Below are 14,683 nucleotides of genomic sequence, written 5' to 3'. Positions count from 1 at the left end.
CGACGTACTATGGGCCGCATGTCCTTCCTCCGCCGCCGCGCAGCGACCCCCGCGGGTCCCGAGTTCGACGTCCTGGCCATGGACCCGGGTGACTGGCCCGGCAACCTCGGTGCCGGCCTGCTGCCCGCCCCCGACGGAACCTGCCAGGGTGTCTTCCTGCGCTACGACCTCTTCGGCGGCCGCGGCCCCGCGATGGTCATCGGCAACCTCCCCGAGGGCTCCCCGGCCCGCGAGGTCGGCGACGGCGAGATCCCCTTCGAGGTCGCCCAGCTCCTGGTGGCGCTCGAGAACGACGAGGAAGTCACCGTCACCGACGTGGAGGACGTCCCGGTGATGCAGGGCGACAACCTCCTCGTGGTGCGCCGCCTGAAGCTGTCCGAGACGCGGATCTCCTGCGTGCAGTTCGACCGCAGCGACAACGTCCTGGTGACCATCGCGTCCTGGGACCGTCCGATCACGGACGACCTGTACGCGCTGCTCAAGCCGCTGCCGGCGGAGCTGTTCCAGCAGGGCTGAGCAGCGCGGGGGCCCTACGAGACCGGCGAAGGCAGCACCTGTACGTCCGCCGCGCGCACATACGCGACGCGGTGCCCGAACTGGATCTCGTAGTACACGTCCTTGCCCTTGACCACCTGGTGCGTCGAGGTGTCGAACGTGGGGGAGTAGAAGTACTCACCCGTGGTCGTCCCGCCCGTCACATAGCGCTGGCCCGACAGCAGCTTGTACGGCAGCGGTGAGACCGCCTGCGGTGTGATGCCCGACGGGTAGGCCTCCTTCTCCGGGTAGGCCCGCCCGTACACCGGCACCTCGCTCGCGCCCGGCTTCGGTGTCACCACACGTCCCGTGGCGCCCACGGCGGTCGGCTGCTTCGACGGGTTCTTGAACCACGCCTTCTGGCCCAGGTACCAGATGGCCGTCCAGTCGCCCGAGCGCTCCGCCACCGCGTACTTCTGGCCCGCCGAGACCCGCGACCCCATGTCGTTGACGTCGATCGTCGAGGGATCACCGTTCGGGCGCAGCCCGATGTCCTTGATCAGCGCGGCGTCCTCGCTGGGCTCCGCGTACAGCCGCACCGCGCTCGACCCGTGCGGCGCGCACGGCTCGCCCGCCTTCTCGCAGCCCGTGAACTCCGGCCGGTTCTCGGCGAATTCGGGGGCGATGGTGACGACACCGCTGTTCGGCCCGGCCGTGCGGTGGAACGGCTTGCCCATCAGCGCGAAGTAGTGCGACCAGTCCCAGTACGGGCCCGGGTCCGTGTGCATCGACTTGATGTTCGCCGTCGTGGGGCCCGGCACCGTGTCGTGCCCGAGGATGTGCTGCCGGTCCAGCGGGATGTCGTACTTCTTGGCGAGGTACTTCACCAGGCGCGACGACGACCGGTACATCTCCTCCGTGTACCAGGCGTCCGGCTGCGCGAGGAAACCCTCGTGCTCCAGGCCGATCGACTTCGCGTTGACGTACCAGTTGCCCGCGTGCCAGCCGACGTCCTTGTTCTTGATGGACTGCACGATGTGCCCGTCCGTCGAGCGCAGCGAATAGTGCCACGCCAGATACGTCTTGTCCTGCACCAGCTTCAGCGTCTGCTCCCACGTCGCCTCCGTGTCGTGGACGACGATGTAGTCGATGCTCTGGTCCTTCGGCCGGTCCGCGAGATCGTGGTTGCCGTAGTCGCCGTCGCCGAACTCCTCGTACGGCGCCGGGATCCACTCGCACGACACCGTCCGCGGACACTCGGTCCCGCTCGCGTCCGCCCTGCGCAGGCCCATCGCCTCGATCTGCGCGGCCCGCGGTTCGGCGTCCGGCCGGGCGCGGAGGGTGACCTCCTGGCCGGCGTCCGTGGTGCGCCGCTCGCCGTCACGGATCACCGCGAACACGTCGTTGGCGTACGTGCCCGCCGTCGCGGCGTCGTCCGCTCCGGAGAACGCGGCGACCGCCCCGTACCAGTCGGAGGGCCGGTCGCTGAGCTCCTTGCCGAGCTTCTTCTGGGCCGCCGCGAGCAGCGCCGCGCCACCCCGCACGTTCGCCGCCGGATCGGTGCGCAGCTCCTCGGCCGACAGCCCGGTGAGCTGCGCCGCCCGCGGCAACGTGCGCAGCCGCGCCGGGAGTTGGCCGCTCGGCGGGACGGCCTCCGAAGCCTTCAACGGGGCCCGCGAGTCGTCGCCGCGCGCGTCACCCTCGGCGTGATCGTGGGCCACCACCTCGGCCAGCGCGGCGCGGGCGTCCGTCAGATGCATGGGGCCGTAGCCACCGGTGACACTCGGCGCGCCACCGTGCGCGTCCCACCGCGACTGAAGGTACGACACACCCAGCAGCACGCTCCCCGGCACCTGGTACTCGGCCGCCGCCGCGGCGAACGCCTCCTGCAACCGGGCCGAGGGCTTGACGGCCGAAGCGCCGGGCGGGGCCGCACCGAGCAGCGGCAGCAACAGCGCGGCGACACCGACCGTGCCGACCGCCGCCCGAGCGCCCGCGCGGGAACGTCTGTCGGCACGACGGCCATTGAGGGAACGGGTTGACCGATGCACGGGACCTCCTGGGAAAGGCGGGACAGGGATGCTGCGCGGTGCCCGCGGGCCGATGGTGGCTCAGTGTTATCGGCTCGCCGACGATCCGTCAATCATGCGCCGCACAGGGGTGATTCCCCCGGATTTCCCAAGTCAGCGGGCGTGTGCGGGACTTTCGCGAGCGGTGGTGGAACCGCCTGCGACGCGTCAGTGGTGTGAACCAATGAGCCCCGGACACACAAAGATCCGCGGGACGCCCTGAACGTACCGGGCGTCCCGCGGATCCCCGTCCCCGTCAGCGAGTGCCGACTGCCGCTCGCACCGCCTTGCGGGCCATATTGCAGTCGTCGTGCAGGCGGCGCAGCAACAGCCGCTGCTCCTCACCGGACGGCGCAGCACCGGGATGGGCCTGAACCGCCGGTGCCGCCGGGGTCTCCTCGCGCAGGGAACGCTGCACGGCCGTCTCGTACGTACGGATCTCCCGTGTCAGTACGAGCATCAGGTTGACGAGGAACGCGTCGCGGGAGGCCGGGCCGCCGGACTGCGCGAGCTGACTGATCTGACGGCGCGCCACCGGCGCGTCACCGAGCACGGACCAGAGCGTCGCCAGGTCGTAGCCCGGCAGGTACCAGCCCGCCTGTTCCCAGTCCACGAGCACGGGGCCGGTCGGCGCCAGCAGCACGTTGGACAGCAGGGCGTCTCCGTGGCAGAACTGGCCCATGCCGCCGCGGCCCGAGGTGTGCGCGATCCCGTGCAACAGCTTCTGGAGGTCGCCCATGTCCCGGTCGGTGAGCAGACCCAGCTCGTGGAAGCGGTTGATCCGGGCCGCGTAGTCCAGGGGCGCGTCGAAGGTGCCCGCCGGGGGCCGCCACTGGTTCAGGCGGCAGATCGCGCCGAGCGCGGCGCGGACGTCCGCCCGCGGCGGTGCCTCGGCCGGGTGGCGCTGCAGGGCCGCCACCCGGCCGGGCATCCGCTCGATCACCAGCGTGCCGTTGTCGGGGTCCGCGGCGATGAGCCGGGGCACCCGCACCGGAGGCCGGTGCCGGACGAATGAGCGGTATGCGGCTATCTCGTGCCGGATGCGCGCGGTGAAGACGGGCGCGTGGTCCAGTAAACACTTCGCGACGGCGGTGCTGCGTCCTGTCGTGCCGACGAGGAGCACGGAGCGCGGGGAACGGCGCAGCACCTGCACCGGATGGAACTCCGGACAGATCCGGTGCACCGACGCGATCGCCGTGCGCAGCTGGGCGCCCTGAGGGCCGGACAAGTCGAGTCTCCCGCTGAGCGGTTGCGTACCGATCCCCGGGGCGCGACGCGGACGGGCGATGCCGTTCAGCGTGCCGGCCGCGGGCCGCGCGGGGTCGAGGTACGGGCCGCTCCCGCCGACCGCCGGACGGGCGGGGCGCAGCGGCCGGGGCGGGGCGGACACGGAGGACGATGCTGCGTACATGGGCGAAACAGATCCCTTCGTGTGCCAGTGAGTTGCCTGCGCCGGCCCGGCCCGGCCGATTCGGTACACCCTGGGGAATGCCCTGTGGCGACCGGGTCGGGGTGGCGCACTTCTACCTGACACCAGGTGTCGATGAGCACAACAGCTGGCGCACCCTGGCGAACCCTGGCGAATAGTCGCCCTGCAACTGACAGGGGGCTACTGTCAATTTCAGCCGAGAACCTGGGGGCTCACGTGAACGGACAACCCAACACCCGCCTCAACGACCTGTTCGGCCTGGCCGGCTGGTCCAAGGGCGAGCTCGCGAGGCTGGTCAACCGGCAGGCGGCGGCCATGGGCCACGCGCAGCTGGCGACCGACACCTCGCGGGTGCGGCGTTGGATCGACATGGGAGAGATCCCGCGCGATCCGGTGCCGCGGGTGCTGGCGGCGCTGTTCACCGAGCGACTCGGCCGTGTCGTGACCATCGAGGACCTCGGTCTCGTCCGACACGGGCGCGTAGGGAAACGGCAGGGCGGCGGCCTGGAGGAACAGGGCCCCGATGGCGTGCCGTGGGCGCCCGAGCGGACAGCTGCGGTCCTCACCGAATTCACGGGAATGGACCTCATGCTCAACCGACGCGGCTTGGTGGGCGCGGGTGCCGCGCTCGCCGCAGGCTCCGCACTCAGCAGCGCCATGCACGACTGGCTGCACACCGACCCGGCCCTCGTGGCCGACGCACCCAGGACCGACGATCCGCTGTCGTCGGCGGGCGCCGACCAGGCCGGGTTCGACCGTTACGAGGCCGCCCCCATCGGATCACAGGAGATCGAGGAGCTGGAGCGCTCGGTCGAGGTGTTCCGGGCCTGGGACGCCTCCCGCGGCGGCGGGTTGCAGCGCAAGGCGGTCGTGGGCCAGCTCAACGAAGTCGGCGGGATGCTCTCCTACCGCCACCCCGACCATCTGCAGCGGCGCCTGTGGGGCGTCGCCGCCAACCTCGCGGTCCTCGCGGGCTGGATGTCGCACGACGTCGGCCTGGAGCCCACGGCGCAGAAGTACTTCGTCATCGCCGCGCACGCCGCGCGCGAGGGCGGGGACCGGCCGCGGGCCGGGGAGGCGCTGTCGCGGGCCGCCCGGCAGAAGATCCATCTGGGCGCGCCCGACGAGGCGCTGGACCTGATGAAGCTCGCCAAGTCCGGCTCCGGCGACCAGGTGCTGCCGCGGACGAAGGCCATGCTGCACACCATCGAGGCCTGGGCCCAGGCGTCCATGGGCAAGGGCCAGGCGATGCGCCGCACGCTCGGCCTCGCCGAGGACCTGTTCGTCTCCGACAAGGGCGATGTGCCGCCCCCGAGCTGGATGCAGATGTTCGACGAGGCGGACCTGCACGGTATGCAGGCCCTCGCCTACCGCACCCTCGCCGAGCACGAGCCGTCCGCCGCCGTCATCGCACAGCGGCACGCCCAGGAGGCCCTGGCGCTGCGCGCCGGCGGCCGGGACCGCTCGAAGATCTTCGACCATCTCTCCATGGCCTCGGCCTGCTTCATCGCCGACGACCCCGAACAGGCGGACCGGTACGCGCGGTTGGCGCTCTCCTCGATGGGCTCCAACTCCTCGCACCGCACCTGGGACCGGCTGCGCGAGATGTACCGGCTCACCGGTCAGTACGCGGACTACCCGAAGATCGACGACCTGCGTCAGGAGATCAAGCTGGCGCTGCCGCGAGCGTCGGGGAAGCGGGCTCAGGCGTGAGCGCGTGGGCTCTGCCCACGCGCTGACCTACGGGTGACCCACGGGGGTCTTCACGTACACCGTCAGGAACCGATACGCCGTCAGGAACCGATCCTGGCGACGAGAACACAGGCGTCGTCCTCACGCTCGCCCCGGCCGAACTCCTCCCGGAGCACGCGCACGCAGTCCTGCGCGTCCCTGGCGTCGGACAGTGGCCCGGCCAGCGCGAGCAGCCGGCCCGTGGACGCGGTCGAGCCGCGCCGTGGCACCAGCCCGTCCGTGTGCAGGAGCAGCAGGTCTCCGGCGCGCAGCGGCTCTTCGGCCTGCTCGTAGGCCGCGCCGGAGGTGGCGCCGAGGAGGACGCCTTCGGGTGGCGTGAGCGCACGCCCCGTCCCGTCCCGGAACAGCAGCGGGGCGGGGTGTCCCGCCTGCGCCCACGCCAGTGTGCGGGCCGCCGGGTCGTACCGGCAGCACAGCGCGCTGCCCAGCGCGGGTTGTGCGGAGGAGTCGAGGAGGTGGTTGAGCGAGCCGAGCAGTTCGCCGGGGGCCGAGCCGCACATCGCCATGCCGCGGATCGCGCCGAGCAGCATCGCCATGCCGGAGGTGACGGCCACGCCGTGCCCGGTGAGGTCGCCGACGGTCAACAGGGTCTGCCCGCCCGGCAGTTCGAGCGCGTCGTACCAGTTGCCGCCGATCGGGCTGCCCGCGGAGGAGGGGAAGTAGTGGGCGGTGAGATCGAGGCCCCCTGGACCGCTGTGCGGGAGCCGCAGGGAGCCACGCCACGGCGGTAGCACGGCTTCCTGCAGCTCGACCGCGAGCCGGTGCTCGGTCTGCGCGATGTGCCGCTGGCGCTGGAGCGAGTCACGGGTCTCGCTCACCGTGCGCTGGCTGCGGCGCAGTTCACTGACGTCACGTACGACCGCCCACATCGAGGCGGTGGCACCGCCGGCGTCGAGCACGGGCTCGCCCATCATGTGCACCGTGCGCACGGAGCCGTCCGTGCGCACGACGCGGAACTCCCCGTCGATCGGCTTGCCGTCGATCAGGCAGTCGGTGACCATCGAGGTGAGCTTCGGCTGGTCGTCGGCGTGCACCAGGGCGGGCAGCTCGTCGAGGGTGAGGGCCGGGGCCTCGGGGTCCCTGCCGAGGATCTGGAAGAGCTCCTCGGACCACGTCGCCTCATCGGTCAGCAGGTTCCACTCCGCGCTGCCGACCCGGCTCAGCAGGGAGCCCGGCCCCGGCTCGGGGGCGGACGGCCGCTGGGACGGCAGGCCCGGCAGCCGGTCCGGACCCTCCCGCAGCTGCGCCAAGTGCCGGTCGAGGTCGCTGAGTTGATGCACCGCCAGCTCGTACAGGGCGCGCTGCCAGCGGGACTCGGCGTCTGCCTCGTCCGTCATCGCCGACTCGCGGCGTACCGCGTCGACGTCGCCGAGCAGACGGCGCGTCTGCGAGATCAGCGCGTCGACCGTGCCACGCTCCGGCGGTGGGCCGGCGGGGCGGTCCGCGAAGGCATGGGGCGGCATGAAGACTCCGATGCAGGCAGGTGCTGCCATGGCTGACGGAAGGACCGCTAACGACTCTGGCACAGGCCGCCGTGCCCCGTAAGGGATTTGGCCATACACGATGCGGTGGTGCTTATGGCATATGCCGCTGTCCTCCAAGCGGACCCGTTCGTGACCGACCGTCGAACGGATGGGCGGGTACGGCGTATGCCGCGTTCATACGTACGGCGACAACTGCCCGGTCGAACGGCGTAGCGAAACCTACGTACGCAGCCACACCGCCGTGTCGGACGGCAGCCGTCCCTCGCCGTCCAGGGGTGAGCTGCTGAGCAGCACCGTGCGGTGGGGCGGCAGCGGGGCCGGCTCCGCCCCGAGGTTCACGGCGCACACGAGGCCCTGACCGCGGGCGAACGCGAATACCCCCTCCGGCGCGGGCAGCCAGGTCAACCCGTCGCTCCGAAAGCCCGGTTGGTGTGCGCGCAGGTGCAGCGCGTCCCGGTAGAGCGCGAGCATCGAGCCCGGGTCGTCCTCCTGGCGTTCGGCGGCGTAACGCCCCCAGTCCGGCGGCTGCGGCAGCCATGCCTCGACGGCGCCCGGGTCCCCGAAGCCGTACGTCGGCCCGCTCGCGGTCCACGGCAGGGGGACGCGGCAGCCGTCGCGCCCCGGGTCGATGCCGCCCGAGCGTGCGTGCATCGGGTCCTGGATGTGCGCGCGGTCCACCTCCACCTCGGGCAGCCCCAGCTCCTCGCCCTGGTACAGGTAGACGGAGCCGGGCAGGGCGAGCGAGAGCAGCGCCGCCGCGCGGGCCCGGCGCAGCCCGAGTCGGAGGTCGGTGGGGGTGCCGAACCGTTTGGCGGCGAAGTCGAAGCGGGTGTCGGCGCGGCCGTAGCGGGTGACGGTGCGGGTCACGTCGTGGTTGCACAGCACCCAGGTCGCGGGCGCGCCCGCGGGGGCGTGGTGGGCGAGCGTGTCGTCGATGGAGGCGCGCAGTTCGGCGGCGTCCCAGGGGCGGGCAAGGAAGTCGAAGTTGAAGGCGGTGTGCAGTTCGTCGGGGCGCAGGTAGCGGGCGAAGCGCTCGGGGTCCGGGACCCACAGCTCGCCGATGAGGACGCCGCCGTAGGCGTCGGCGACGGCCCGCCAGGAGCGGTACACGTCGTGCAGTTCGTCGCGGTCGACGTAGCCGCTGGTGTCGTCGCCGATCGCGTCGGCGAGCGCCGGGTCCTTGGCCAGCAGCGCCGCCGAGTCCACGCGCACGCCCGCGGCGCCCCGCTCGAACCAGAAGCGCAGCACGTCCTCGTGCTCCTGGCGCACCACCGGATGTGCCCAGTTGAGGTCCGGCTGCTCGGGGGTGAACAGGTGCAGGTACCACTCCCCGTCCGGCACCCGGGTCCAGGTGTCGCCCGCGAACTGTGACGGCCAGTTGTTCGGCGGCAGTTCACCGCGCGCGCCGCGCCCCGGCCGGAAGTGGAAGAGGGCGCGCTCCGGACTGCCGGGGCCCGCCGTCAACGCGGCCCGGAACCAGGGGTGTTGGTCGGACACGTGGTTCGGCACGATGTCGACGATCACGCGGATGCCGAGGTCCCGCGCCTCCGCGATCAGCTTCTCGGCCTCGGCGAGGGTGCCGAACGCCGGGTCGATGGCCCGGTAGTCGGCGACGTCGTAGCCGCCGTCCGCGAGCGGGGAGCGGTACCAGGGCGTGAACCAGATGGCGTCGATGCCGAGCCGGGCCAGATACGGCAGCCGGGCCCGGACACCGGCGAGGTCGCCCGTGCCGTCGCCGTCGCCGTCGGCGAAGCTGCGGACGTACACCTGGTAGATGGCAGCACTGCGCCACCAGTCGTCGGCCACCACGAAGGGTTCCTTTCGCGCGGGGGTCACAAGGATTCGTCTCGAGAAGGGGCGAGCGGGCGGGTCAGCCCTTGAGGCCGCCGGCGGTCAGGCCGCTCATGATGTTCCGCTGGAAGAGCAGGAACAGGATCAGCGTCGGTACGGACGCGATGGTGAGCGCGGCGATCAGCTGGTTCTGCGGGACACCGTTGGACAGTGAGTAGATGCCGACGTTCAGCGTCTGCTTCGCCGGGTCGGGCAGCGTCAGCATCGGCCAGAGGAAGTCCTTCCACACGCCGACCACCGCGAAGATGGAGACGACGCCGAGGATCGGCCGGGAGATCGGCAGCACCACGGAGCGCAGCGTGCGCAGCGCGGAGGCGCCGTCGATGGACGCCGCGTCGAGCAGTTCCTGCGGGATCGAGTCGAAGAACCGCTTGAGCAGGAAGATGTTGAAGGCGTTCGTGACCGACGGCAGCCAGATCGCCCACGGGCTGTTGAGCAGGTTCCGCTCGAAGATCGGCACGTCGAGGACCGTCAGGTACTGCGGGACCACGAGTACCGTCGCCGGGATCATCAGCGTCGCCAGCATCATGCCGAGGATCACGTTGCCGAACAGGGGGCGGAGCTTGGACAGCGAGTACGCGGCGGCGACATCGAGGACCAGTTGGAAGGCGAGCGCGCCGAAGGCGTAGTAGAGGGTGTTGAACAGGAGCCTGGCGAGGTCCATGACCTCCCAGGCGGACCGGTAGTTGTCGGGGTGCACGCTGTCGGGCACCAGGGTGGGCGGGGACTGGACGATCTCCGCCGTGGTCTTGAGGCCGCCGGTCACCATCCAGTACAGCGGGCCGAGGAAGACCAGTGTGAACAGGGTCATGGTGAGGCCGAAGACCGTCCAGTACAGGATTCGTCCGCGGCGCCGGCCGAGCTGGGCGGGGGAGATCAGGGTGCGGGGGCGCATCGTTTCGGTGGCCATGAGAGCCGACTCCCTTTGTTCGCGTGGTGTGCGTCAGTCGTCCTGGGAGCGGCTGAGTCGTACGTACACCGCGGAGAAGGCGGCGAGCAGGACGAGCAGGACGAGGCCCAGGGCTGCCGCGCCGCCGTAGTTGTTGAAGTTGAAGGCGTACTGGTAGATCAGGTAGACGACGGTGGTGGTCGAGCCCTCGGGGCCCGCGCCGTTGGTCAGCAGGAACGGCTCGGTGAAGACCTGCATCGTCGCGATGATCTGCATCAGGAACATCAGCGACAGGATCAGCCGCGTCTGCGGGATCGTCACGTGCCAGATCTTGCGCCACAGCCCGGCGCCGTCCAGCTCCGCGGCCTCGTACAGCTCGCCGGGGATGCCCTGGAGCGACGCCAGGTAGATGAGGGTCGCCCCGCCCATGTTCATCCACGTCGCCGCGATGACGACGGACAGCATCGCGGTGTCGGTGGACTGGAGCCACTGCTGTTCCGGTATGCCGAAGACGCCGAGGACCCGGTTGAACAGGCCGTAGCCGGGGTCGTAGAAGTACTTGAACAGGAGCACGGAGGCCACCGGCGGCAGCATCACCGGGAGGTAGACCAGCATCCTCAAGTAGCCCTGGCCGTGCCGGAACTCGTTGAGCAGGACCGCCACGAGGAACGGCACGGCGAAGCCGAGGAGCAGGGCCAGGGCGGTGAACAGGAGGGTGTTGCGCCAGGCCTGCCAGAAGGCCGGGTCGTTGAAGACGTAGGTGAGATTGGACCAGCCGGCCCAGGTGGTGCGGCCGTCCTTCGTCTTCTGGAAGGCCAGGAGGAACTCCCGGACCATCGGATACCAGGAGAAGAAGGAGAAGCAGAGCACCGCGCCGATCAGGAAGCCGTGGGCGGAGAGGTTGCGCTTCACGCCGCGTGCCAACGAACCCTCGGAGCGTGCGAGTTGGTGCTTGCGTGCGGGCGGTGCGGATGGCCGGGGCTTCGCGGGCAGCGTCGGGGCCGACATGGTCACTCCTCGGTTCACAGGCGGCGGCGGGGGCGGCTCACTGGTTGGCCAGCACCTGGTTGACCTGCTGCTCGGCGGTGGACAGCAGCTTGTCGACGTCGGCGTCCTTGTTGGTCAGGACGCCCGACATGACGTTGTCGAGGACCTTGTAGACCTCCTGTGCCTTGGGCGGCTCGGCCTTGCCGCGCACGGGGTTCGCCATGAACGGTTCGAAGTTGGCCACGGGCATGGTGGCGTTGTCCGTCCGGGACTTGAGGTCCTTCGCCTTCACTGTGCCCGTGAAGAAGTTGGGCTGCGGCAGGCCGACCGGGAGCTTGTCGCCCTTGGTCCTGGCCCAGTCGAACTGGCCCTTGCCCGGGGTGAGCGTCTTGAAGTTCAGCCAGGCGATCGCGGCCTTGATCTGGTCGGGCGACGAGCCCTTCTTGATCATGTAGTCGTTGCCGCCGAACAGTGTCGCCTTGCCGCCGGGGATCGGCCCCATCCCGAAGTTGTCGTAGTCGGCGCCGAGTTGCTGCACCATGTACGTGACGTCGTCGGGCGCGGCCAGGAACATGCCGAGCTTGTCGGAGGCGATCTGCTTCTGGAGGTCGCCCCACTTCAGCAGCTGCGTCCTGCCCATGCTGTTGTCCTTCCAGCGCATGTCGTGCAGCTGCCGGGTGATCCGCTTGCCGGTGGCGTTGTTGAACGCGGCCTTCTTGCCGTCCGGGGAGACGACGTCGCCGCCGAGCCCGTACATCGCCGCCGTGAAGTGCCAGCCGCCGGTGTTCTCCGCGCTGTACTCGCCGTAGCCCGAGATGCCGCCGCCGAGACCGGCGATCCTCTTCGCGGCCGCGCGGACCCCGGCCCACGTCGTCGGCGGCTCGTCCGGGTCGAGGCCGGCCTTCTTGAACAGCTTGCGGTTGATGAGCAGGCCCATCGTGTAGTTGCTGGTGGGCAGGCCGTAGAGCTTGTTGTCCTTCTTCAGCGCGCCCAGCACGTTCGGGTCGATCGAGTCGAGCGCGGGGACCGTCTTCTTGGTGACGTACGCCGTGATGTCCTCGGCGCCGTCGTGGTCGAGCACCTGCTGAAGGTCGGTGAAGTACGTGTAGAAGACGTCGGGTTGGGACTTCGCCTTGAGCGCGGCGGTGAACCGGGCGGGCTCCTCGCACTGGCCCGCGGTCGACTTCCCGTTGATCGTGACGTTCGGATACTTCTCGTTGAACGTCCTGACGTCCTCGATCCACTGCCGCCGCTCGGCCGCCTTCGCCTTCGGCGGCATGCAGTCGATGGTCAGCGAGACCTTCGTCTTCGGGTCGAGCGGGGCGCCGACATCGGCCTTCGACCCGGCGTTCGCCCGGCCGTCGTCGTCGGAGCTGCTGGTGCCGCAGGCCGCGAGCGAGCCCAGGGCCAGGGCCGTGGCGATCGCCGCGGCGGACGTACGGAGGGCAGGGCGCGGCCAGGTGCTTCTCATCGGTGGGTCCCCTTCGGGCCTGAGCCTGTGCAGGCAGGAACGTGGTGGCCCGCGGCGCCGCGGTCGGCGAGACCGGGGTGCCGGGGCGAGCCACACTCAAGCACCGCCACCAAGGGGGCGCAAGATGTCGCGCGTATTCCGCAAAAAATGAACAGGGTGGCGGCGTGGGGGAGCCGAGGCGTCGTTACGCGGCCGGGGCCGGCGGTGCCGTCGAGCCGCGCACCACCAGCTCGGGCTCGAACAGCAGCTCACCCGGCGGCACCGAACCGCCCTGGATCTGCGCCACGAGCATCTCGACGGCGGCCCGCCCCATCGCCTCGATCGGCTGGCGCACCGTGGTCAGCGGCGGCTCCGTGCAGTTCATGAACGCCGAGTCGTCGTAGCCGACCACCGAGACGTCGCCCGGCACGGAGAGCCCCGCGCGGCGCGCGGCCCGCACCGCGCCGAGGGCGAGGGGGTCGCTCGCGCAGATGACGCCGGTGATGCCCCGGCCGATGAGCCGCGCCGCCGCGGCATGCCCGCCCTCCAGGGAGAACATCGCCCGCTCGACCGCCGAGCCCGGGAGCCTGCCCTCCAGGGCGCGCGCCGCGGCGAGTTTGCGCTGCGAAGGAATGTGGTCGTCGGGGCCGAGCACCAGACCGATGCGCTCATGGCCCAGCGACGACAGGTGCCGCCATGCCTGCTCGACGGCGACCGCGTCGTCGCACGCCACGCACGGGAAGCCGAGCCGCTCGATGGCCGCGTTCACCAGCACCACCGGCACCTGGCGTTCGGCGAGCCGCTGGTAGTGGCCGTGCTCGGCGTCCCCCTGCGCGAACAGTCCGCCCGCGAACACCACGCCCGACACCTGCTGTTGCAGCAGCAGCTCCACGTAGTCGGCCTCCGACACGCCGCCCTTGGTCTGGGTGCACAGCACCGGGGTGAGGCCCTGCTGGGCGAGAGCGCCACCGATCACTTCCGCGAACGCGGGGAAGATCGGGTTCTGCAGTTCGGGCAGGACCAGGCCGACGAGCCGGGCCCGCTCGCCGCGCAGTTGGGTCGGCCGCTCGTAGCCCAACACGTCGAGTGCGGTCAGCACCGACTGGCGCGTCGCCTCCGACACCCCGGGCTTGTTGTTGAGCACCCGGCTGACCGTGGCCTCGCTGACCCCGACCTTCTTCGCCACCTGAGCAAGTCTGCGCGTCATGGAGCGCAAGATTAGCGCAAAAACTTGCGTTCCGTTTGCGTGATGGCGACATTCGACGGGGTCGAGGACGGCACCCGGTCAGCAGTGCGGGACGACCGCGACCGGGCTGGTCACGTGGTGCACGACCGAGTGCGCGGTGCAGCCCAGATGGGACGCGTCGGTGCGCCGCCCCACGACCGTCAGGCTCGCGTTCGTGGCCGCCTTGAGGAGATGGTGGCCCGCCTGCCCGTACAGCAGCCGCTCCTCGACCCGTACCTCCGGATACTTCGTCCGCCACGTCCCCACGGCCTCCGCGAGCGACCTGCGCAGCCGCCCCTCCCGGCGCGCCGCGTCGCCCGGCAGCGCGCCACCGTGCTGCTCGGTGCGCAGCGGCGGCAGCGTCCAGGCGTGCAGCACGTGCAGCGGGGCGTCGCGCAGGGCCGCCGCCTCGAACGCGTAACTGAGGACCTCGTCGGAGGGCTCCGTGACGTCGATCCCCACGACGACCGGCCGGTAGTCGGCCCCCTCGCGCTCGTCCTCCGGCAGCCCACCGGCCCGTACGAGGATCACCGGACGCAGCGAGCGCGCCGTGACCGCCAGGGCGACCGAGCCGACCAGGAACCCGGAGTAGCCGGTGAAGCCCCGGGAACCGAGCACCAGCGTCTCCGACTCCGCGGCCGCCTCCAGCAGCGCGGTCACCGGTTGCTGCGGGCGGCGCCGCGCGATGATCTCGAGCGCGGGATGCGCGTACGACAGCCGCAGCGCGACCAGATCGAGCACGCCGCGGTCCGGCAGGTCGACGTCCGGCAGCCGCGGCGCGGGCCGCTCGGTGTCCGCGGCCTGCACCAGCCGCAGCGGCAGACCGCGGCGCAGTGCCTCGCGGGCCGCCCAGTCCGCTGCGTGCACGCTCTCGCGGGAGGCGTCCGTCCCGACGCTCAGGACGCGGGTACTGGTCATGGCGGGAACCTCTCCATGGCGGTGACGCGGAAGATGTCTTCGTCCGGCGCGGGTTCCACGCACGGCGGTGGTCACTCGTGTGGAGCACCGAAGGATCGGGCGCTCTCGGGCGGCCCTGCTCTGGTGTCCCGGGACCGTCTCACCGTCCCGACCTG

Annotated in this window: 11 protein-coding genes; 2 read left to right on the top strand and 9 right to left on the bottom strand. The window is 71.0% G+C overall.

Annotation, left to right across the window (positions count from 1 at the left end; genetic code table 11):
* The first annotated feature begins 18 nt into the window (after window positions 1-18).
* Window positions 19-516, top strand: a complete 498-nt coding sequence (locus ACYBSK_RS20290; RefSeq protein WP_457478586.1) for a glycosyltransferase family protein — start codon at window positions 19-21, stop codon at window positions 514-516.
* Window positions 517-530: 14 nt separating this feature from the next.
* Here ACYBSK_RS20290 and ACYBSK_RS20285 read toward each other — a convergent pair whose 3' ends face one another.
* Window positions 531-2,525, bottom strand: coding sequence for an N-acetylmuramoyl-L-alanine amidase (locus ACYBSK_RS20285; RefSeq protein WP_457478585.1), 1,995 nt, complete (start codon window positions 2,523-2,525; stop codon window positions 531-533).
* A 274-nt stretch (window positions 2,526-2,799) separates the two neighbouring features.
* On the bottom strand, window positions 2,800-3,954 hold the full coding sequence (locus ACYBSK_RS20280) for an aminoglycoside phosphotransferase family protein (RefSeq protein ID WP_457478584.1): 1,155 nt from the start codon (window positions 3,952-3,954) through the stop codon (window positions 2,800-2,802).
* Between the two features lie 234 nt (window positions 3,955-4,188).
* On the opposite strand from ACYBSK_RS20280, the gene ACYBSK_RS20275 reads away from it, so the two are divergent.
* Window positions 4,189-5,685, top strand: a complete 1,497-nt coding sequence (locus tag ACYBSK_RS20275; RefSeq protein WP_460242748.1) for a DNA-binding protein NsdB — start codon at window positions 4,189-4,191, stop codon at window positions 5,683-5,685.
* 80 nt (window positions 5,686-5,765) lie between these two features.
* Here ACYBSK_RS20275 and ACYBSK_RS20270 read toward each other — a convergent pair whose 3' ends face one another.
* The 7 genes from ACYBSK_RS20270 to ACYBSK_RS20240 all read right to left on the bottom strand — a co-directional run bounded on the left by ACYBSK_RS20270 (window position 5,766) and on the right by ACYBSK_RS20240 (window position 14,528).
* Window positions 5,766-7,187 carry a PP2C family protein-serine/threonine phosphatase gene (locus ACYBSK_RS20270; RefSeq protein ID WP_460242747.1) on the bottom strand — a complete coding sequence of 474 codons (1,422 nt, stop codon included), beginning with the start codon at window positions 7,185-7,187 and terminating at the stop codon, window positions 5,766-5,768.
* 240 nt (window positions 7,188-7,427) lie between these two features.
* The gene (locus tag ACYBSK_RS20265; protein ID WP_460242746.1) at window positions 7,428-9,017 is read right to left on the bottom strand and encodes a glycoside hydrolase family 13 protein; all 1,590 of its coding nucleotides are present in this window, start codon (window positions 9,015-9,017) and stop codon (window positions 7,428-7,430) included.
* A gap of 61 nt (window positions 9,018-9,078) precedes the next feature.
* A complete protein-coding gene (locus tag ACYBSK_RS20260; protein WP_460247063.1) occupies window positions 9,079-9,954 on the bottom strand; it encodes a carbohydrate ABC transporter permease in 876 nt (291 codons plus the stop codon).
* Window positions 9,955-10,002: 48 nt separating this feature from the next.
* Window positions 10,003-10,956, bottom strand: a complete 954-nt coding sequence (locus ACYBSK_RS20255) for a carbohydrate ABC transporter permease (RefSeq protein ID WP_460242745.1) — start codon at window positions 10,954-10,956, stop codon at window positions 10,003-10,005.
* Window positions 10,957-10,993: 37 nt separating this feature from the next.
* Window positions 10,994-12,406, bottom strand: coding sequence for an extracellular solute-binding protein (locus ACYBSK_RS20250; RefSeq protein ID WP_460242744.1), 1,413 nt, complete (start codon window positions 12,404-12,406; stop codon window positions 10,994-10,996).
* A gap of 184 nt (window positions 12,407-12,590) precedes the next feature.
* On the bottom strand, window positions 12,591-13,592 hold the full coding sequence (locus ACYBSK_RS20245; protein ID WP_460242742.1) for a LacI family DNA-binding transcriptional regulator: 1,002 nt from the start codon (window positions 13,590-13,592) through the stop codon (window positions 12,591-12,593).
* A gap of 78 nt (window positions 13,593-13,670) precedes the next feature.
* Window positions 13,671-14,528 carry a universal stress protein gene (locus ACYBSK_RS20240; RefSeq protein WP_457478577.1) on the bottom strand — a complete coding sequence of 286 codons (858 nt, stop codon included), beginning with the start codon at window positions 14,526-14,528 and terminating at the stop codon, window positions 13,671-13,673.
* Window positions 14,529-14,683 lie beyond the last annotated feature (155 nt).

Source organism: Streptomyces sp. BYX5S (genome assembly GCF_054724165.1).
This window is presented reverse-complemented; position numbering and strand designations above follow the sequence as displayed.

Bases quoted from the DNA above. Each gene is read 5' to 3' on its own strand.
- ACYBSK_RS20290 (WP_457478586.1), top strand. From the start codon at position 19: ATGTCCTTCCTCCGCCGCCGCGCAGCGACCCCCGCGGGTCCCGAGTTC.
- ACYBSK_RS20240 (WP_457478577.1), bottom strand. From the start codon at position 14,528: ATGACCAGTACCCGCGTCCTGAGCGTCGGGACGGACGCCTCCCGCGAG.
- ACYBSK_RS20255 (WP_460242745.1), bottom strand. From the start codon at position 10,956: ATGTCGGCCCCGACGCTGCCCGCGAAGCCCCGGCCATCCGCACCGCCC.
- ACYBSK_RS20280 (WP_457478584.1), bottom strand. From the start codon at position 3,954: ATGTACGCAGCATCGTCCTCCGTGTCCGCCCCGCCCCGGCCGCTGCGC.
- ACYBSK_RS20260 (WP_460247063.1), bottom strand. From the start codon at position 9,954: ATGCGCCCCCGCACCCTGATCTCCCCCGCCCAGCTCGGCCGGCGCCGC.
- ACYBSK_RS20270 (WP_460242747.1), bottom strand. From the start codon at position 7,187: ATGCCGCCCCATGCCTTCGCGGACCGCCCCGCCGGCCCACCGCCGGAG.
- ACYBSK_RS20245 (WP_460242742.1), bottom strand. From the start codon at position 13,592: ATGACGCGCAGACTTGCTCAGGTGGCGAAGAAGGTCGGGGTCAGCGAG.
- ACYBSK_RS20250 (WP_460242744.1), bottom strand. From the start codon at position 12,406: ATGAGAAGCACCTGGCCGCGCCCTGCCCTCCGTACGTCCGCCGCGGCG.